At 66.4% G+C, this 5,367-nt stretch carries 2 protein-coding genes; both read left to right on the top strand.

Going from position 1 to position 5,367, the window contains the following annotated elements:
• Positions 1 to 1,776 (top strand): excinuclease ABC subunit UvrC (gene uvrC / locus ACLP25_RS16750; protein WP_442470317.1); only part of this gene is annotated, 1,776 nt, incomplete at its 5' end.
• A 371-nt stretch (positions 1,777 to 2,147) separates the two neighbouring features.
• On the top strand, positions 2,148 to 5,367 hold a 3,220-nt coding region (locus tag ACLP25_RS16745), incomplete at its 3' end, for a CHAT domain-containing protein (RefSeq protein ID WP_442470316.1).

Raw genomic sequence — 5,367 nt, 5'->3', positions numbered from 1 at the left:
CAGACCCGCTCGATGGTGTTCGTCACCACCGAGACCGAGGCCGAGGCGCTGCTGCTCGAGGCCAATTTCATCAAGCAGCTGAAGCCCCGCTACAACGTGGTGCTGCGCGACGACAAAAGTTTCCCCTACATCTTGATTGCGCGCGCTCCCAAGGCGGCCCGGATCGTCAAGCACCGCGGGGCGCGCTCGATCCCCGGCGACTATTTCGGTCCGTTCGCCAGCGCCGGCGCCGTGTTCCGCACCATGAACGCCCTGCAGCGCGCCTTTTTGCTGCGCACCTGCTCGGACAGCTATTACGAGAACCGCACCCGCCCCTGCCTGCTTTACCAGATCAAGCGCTGCACCGGCCCCTGCACCGGGGAGATCGGGCTCGACGACTATGCGGGTCTGGTGAAAGAGGCGACGGACTTCCTGTCCGGGCGCAGCCTCGCGATCCGCCGCCGTCTCGCCGAGGAGATGAGCCGGGCGTCCGCCGCGCTCGAATTCGAGAGAGCCGCGCGCCTGCGCGATCGCATCTCGGCGCTGTCGGCGATCCAGGGCGAGCAGAGCGTCAACCCGCGCTCGATTGCCGAGGCCGACGTCTTCGCCGTCTACGAGGAGGCGGGGGCCTACTGCGTCGAGGTGTTCTTCTTCCGCACCTACCAGAACTGGGGCAACCGCGCCTATTTCCCGCGCGCCGACCGGGCGCTCGGGCCGGAGGAGGTGCTCGACGCCTTTCTGGCGCAGTTCTACCTTGAGCGGCCTGCGCCGCGGCTGGTGCTGCTGAGCCATCCGGTGGCGAGCGCGGTCCCGCTTTGCGAGGTGCTGAGCGCCCGCGTCGGGCGCAGAATCGCGATCGGCGTCCCGCGCCGGGGCGAGAAGCGGGACCTCGTCGACGCGGCGATGCGCAATGCGCGCGAGGCCTTGTCGCGCAAGCTCGCCGAGGCCGCGAGCCAGGAGAAGCTGTTGGCCGCGCTCGCCCAGGCGTTCGGGATCGAGAAGCCGCTTCGCCGGGTCGAGATCTACGACAATTCCCACATCATGGGGACGCATGCGATCGGGGCGATGGTGGTTGCGGGGTCGGAGGGGTTTGTCAAGAGCGCCTATCGCACGTTCAACATCAAGAGCGCCGACCTCACGCCGGGCGACGACTACGCCATGATGCGCGAGGTGCTGACGCGGCGCTTCGCGCGGCTGCGCTCTCAAGCCGCGCTCGCTGAGCGCGCTCCCGCTGTAGACGCAGTCGCTAGCTCGTCGCCAGACGGGCGTTCTTCCGAACGCCCTATGGACCGCGTCGGCCGCGATCAGCGATCGCGGCGTGAGGACGCCGACGCCTTCCCCGACACGCCCGACCTCGTCGTCATCGATGGCGGCCGGGGCCAGTTCGAGGCCGCGCGCGAGGTCATGGCCTCGCTCGGCGTCGAAGGCGTCGCGCTCGGCTCGATCGCCAAGGGGCCCGACCGCAACGCCGGTCGCGAGACGTTCTTCGTCGACGGCCGCGAGCCGTTCCGCCTCTCGCCCCGCGATCCCGCGCTGTTCTTCGTTCAGCGCCTGCGCGACGAGGCGCACCGCTTCGCTATTGGGACGCACCGGGCGCGGCGCAAGAAGGATTTTGTGAAAAGTCCGCTCGACGAGATCCCGGGCATCGGCCCTTCCCGCAAGCGGGCGCTGTTGCACGCCTTCGGCTCCGCCAAGGCGGTGGCGCGGGCCGGGCTCGCCGACCTGGAAAAGACGCCGGGGCTGAACGCCGCGACGGCGAAGCTGGTGTACGACTTCTTCCACGAGGCGGGCGGGTAGCAGCGGCCCGGGCGGCGCGGGCCGAGCCCCGGGGCCTCGCGGTCTGGGAAGCGGGCGAGGGATATCAAGGCCTTAAGCCCCGGATTCTGATTCGGGAGGGGCAGGACGCGGCCTGCCGCCTCAAAATCGCCACGCTCCGTTAACCATTCGCGCCGGGCGTGCCCAATTATCTCAATGGGTTACGCCGTGCGCGGCTGCCGGCGCCGGTCGCTGGGGGGCCAAAACGGCGAGCATCCGAACGGCGCCCCGGGACCCAAGCTATCCTTCCAGGTCGGCCGCTGGCGGGGGTGAAGGAACGGTGGTATCGATTTCGGGTCGGCGGAATTTTTGAGCCGATTGCGAAGCGAAATTTTCAGTGCAGGCTTTTCGACATGGCGACTTTGCGCATCAGCCAGCAACCTGGCTCCGGGCCGAACAGGCATCAGATTGCCGTTGAGGCTGAAATTCCTGGGTTTCAGCGTCTCAGCTTCAGCCGCGAGATCGAGTTCTCGCTGTCGCCGCAGGATGGCGAGAAGATCCGCTGGTATCTCGAGGACTATCTCCAGTTCGACGAGGACCCGGCGCCACAGATCGCCGCGCGCATTGAACAGTTGATGGCGGACCGCGGGGAGGCGCTGTTTCGCGCGATCTTCGAGGGGCGGAACGACGCCGTACAGCTCTGGGCGTTCGTCGAGCCGTATCTGTCTTCGACGCGAATCGAGGTTGTGACGGGCATCGCCGCGGCCACGGCCATCCCGTGGGAGCTGATCCGCAATCCCCATAGCGGCGTCAATCTCGCCTTGTCCGCGCAGGCCTTCGTGCGTTCGCAGCAAGGCGGGCCGCCGTCTCTTGCCCCAGGGAAGGTCGCCGACAAGGTCCGCATCCTGCTCGCGATCTGCCGGCCGGGAGCGGACGAGGACGTTCCCTTCCGTTCCGTCGCCGGGCGGCTGGTCAAGGGACTGAGCGACAGCGATCGCGAGGCCTTCCAGCTCGACGTCCTGCGTCCGCCGACTTACGAGCGACTCGCGAAAGTGCTGAAGCTCGCCAAGGAGAAAGGAGAGCCCTATCACATCGTGCATTTCGATGGGCACGGCGTTTACGCCGAACCCGAGGCGCTCGGAGGTGTGGGCCAGATCCTCAGCAAAGTGTTGCTGAAGGGCGAGACGAAGGGCCCGCGCGGCTATCTGATTTTCGAAGACCCGGAGGGCAAGGCCCGCAGCGAACGCGTCGACGGCGCCAAAATTGGTGGCCTGCTGCGAGACACGGGCGTGCCGATCCTCATCCTCAACGCCTGCCAGTCCGCCTTCGCCGAAGCGAAATCGCAGCCGAACGAGGATGCGCCCGCGTCGGCGCGGGAGGAGATCGAGGCCTATGGCTCTCTGGCGCAGGCGGTGATGAACGCCGGCGCCGCCGGCGTCGTCGCCATGCGCTATTCGCTCTATGTCGTGACTGCGGCGCAATTCGTCGCCGAACTCTATGGTGACTTGGCGCGCGGGCGAACGCTCGGCGAGGCTGTGGCCTGGGCGCGCGGCAATCTGGCCGACGAGCCGAACCGCAAGATCGCTTATGACGCGCGGCCGTTGCAGGACTGGGCGGTGCCTGTGGTCTGGGAGCGTACGCCGCTCAGTCTGTGGCCGCAAAAGCCCGAGGGCGCGCCGCTCAGGATCACGCTCGACGGCGGCGGGGCGACGGCGGGCGTCCTCGACGCCAAACTGCCGCCGCCTCCTGAGGTCGGCTTCATCGGCCGCGACGAGACGCTTTACGCGCTCGATCGCGCCTTCGACCGGCATCGCGTCGTGCTGCTGCACGCCTTCGCCGGCAGCGGCAAGACGACGACCGCGGCGGAGTTCGCTCGCTGGTACGCGCTGACCGGCGGCATCGAGGGGCCGGTGCTGTTCACCAGCTTCGAGCGGCGTCTACCGCTCGCTCGCGTGCTGGACAAGATCGGCGAGACTTTTGACGCTGCTTTGCAGCGCTCGGGCGTCCACTGGGGCGCCGCGAATGACGCGGAAAGACGTCAGATCGCGCTGGCCGTGCTGCGGCAGATTCCCGTTCTGTGGATCTGGGACAACGTCGAGCCGATCACCGGGTTCCCCGCGGGCACCCCGTCCGAATGGAGCGCGGCGGAGCAGCAGGAGCTGCGGGACTTTCTCCTGGCAACGCGCGAGACGAAGGCGCGATTCCTGATCACCTCGCGGCGTGACGAACAGGCTTGGCTCGGCGAAATGCCAGTCCGCGTCAAAACGCCGCCGATGCCGATGCAGGAGCGGCTGCAGCTCGCCGGCGCCATCGCCGAGCACAGGGGCAAACGCCTCGCGGATCTCCCGGACCTGACGCCCTTGCTGCACTTCACGCAGGGAAATCCCCTGACCATTCTGGTCACGGTCGGCGAGGCTTTGCGCGCTGGGATAGACAGTAAGGAGCGGCTTGACGTCTTAGTCGCGGGTTTGCGCGGCGGCGAGGGGAATTTCGAAGACGAAGCGGCGGAGGGACGCACCAAATCGCTCGGCGCGTCGCTGAGCTATGGTTTCGCCAGCGCGTTTAACGACAGCGAGCGGAAGAGGCTCGCGCTGCTGCACCTTTTCCAGGGCTTTGCCGACGTTGACGCCTTTTGCGCGATGGGCGATCCACAAGCCGAGTGGGCGCTAGACGAAGTGCGCGGCCTGACGCGCGATGAGGGTATCGACTTGCTCGATCGCGCCGCCGAAATCGGGCTCTTGGTCGCGTTAGGTGGCGGGTACTACAGTGTGCACCCGGCGCTGCCCTGGTATTTTCGAGACCAGTTCGAGCGCAACTTTGCTGGCGAGAATGCCGAGCGCGCCCGCCGCGCTTTTGTCGAAGCGATAGGCGACCTGGCGGACTATTACGCGGAGCAATACGTGTCGGGAAAACGTCAGGTCCTTAACGCCTTGATGGCGGAAGAGGACAATCTGCTCGCCGCCTGGAGCCTGGCGCGACAATACGGTTGGTCGCGTGGCGTCATCTGCGGGATGCAGGGGCTGCGAACGCTTTACCAGGAGACCGGACGCGATCCCGCCTGGCGGCGGCTGGTCGAGGCCGTCACGCCCGATTTTGTCGATCCCCATAGCGATCTGCCGCTCCCTGGACGCGAGGATCAGTGGAGCTTTGTCACCGACTACCGCGTTCGCATCGCGCGGGACGAGCGCGATCTCGTCAAGGCGGAGCGCTTGCAACGCCTCAGCGTCGATTGGGCTCGCGAGCGCGCCCACGAGGCGTTGGCTACGCCGCGGGAGCAGCGCAACAATCATCAGCGAAACGCGATCCGCACGCTCGCGGTGAGCATTGAACACCTCGCAATCATTCAGCGCGACAAAGGGGAATCGGATTGCGCTGAAAATTTCCGCAAAGCGTTCGATCTATATGGCGCTATCGAGCTTTCGACGGCGCAGGGAGTGGTCGCCTTTAACCTTGGCGTCACATACAACAACGTCGCCGTGCTGCGAGACCTCGACGCGGCAGAGAGCTGGTTAAAGCAATGCTTGAATTTGACTCCGCCCGGAGATGCCCTCATCCGCGGTAAGACCCTGAATCAGATTGGCAGAGTTGCACTCGACCGGAGTGACGAGGCGTTTGTCAAAGCGCTACCGGAAG

The organism is Roseiarcus sp. (genome assembly GCF_052145395.1).
Taxonomy (GTDB): Bacteria; Pseudomonadota; Alphaproteobacteria; order Rhizobiales; family Beijerinckiaceae; genus Roseiarcus.
Note: the sequence above shows the minus strand (reverse complement) of the source record. Positions and strands in the feature narration are given on the sequence as shown.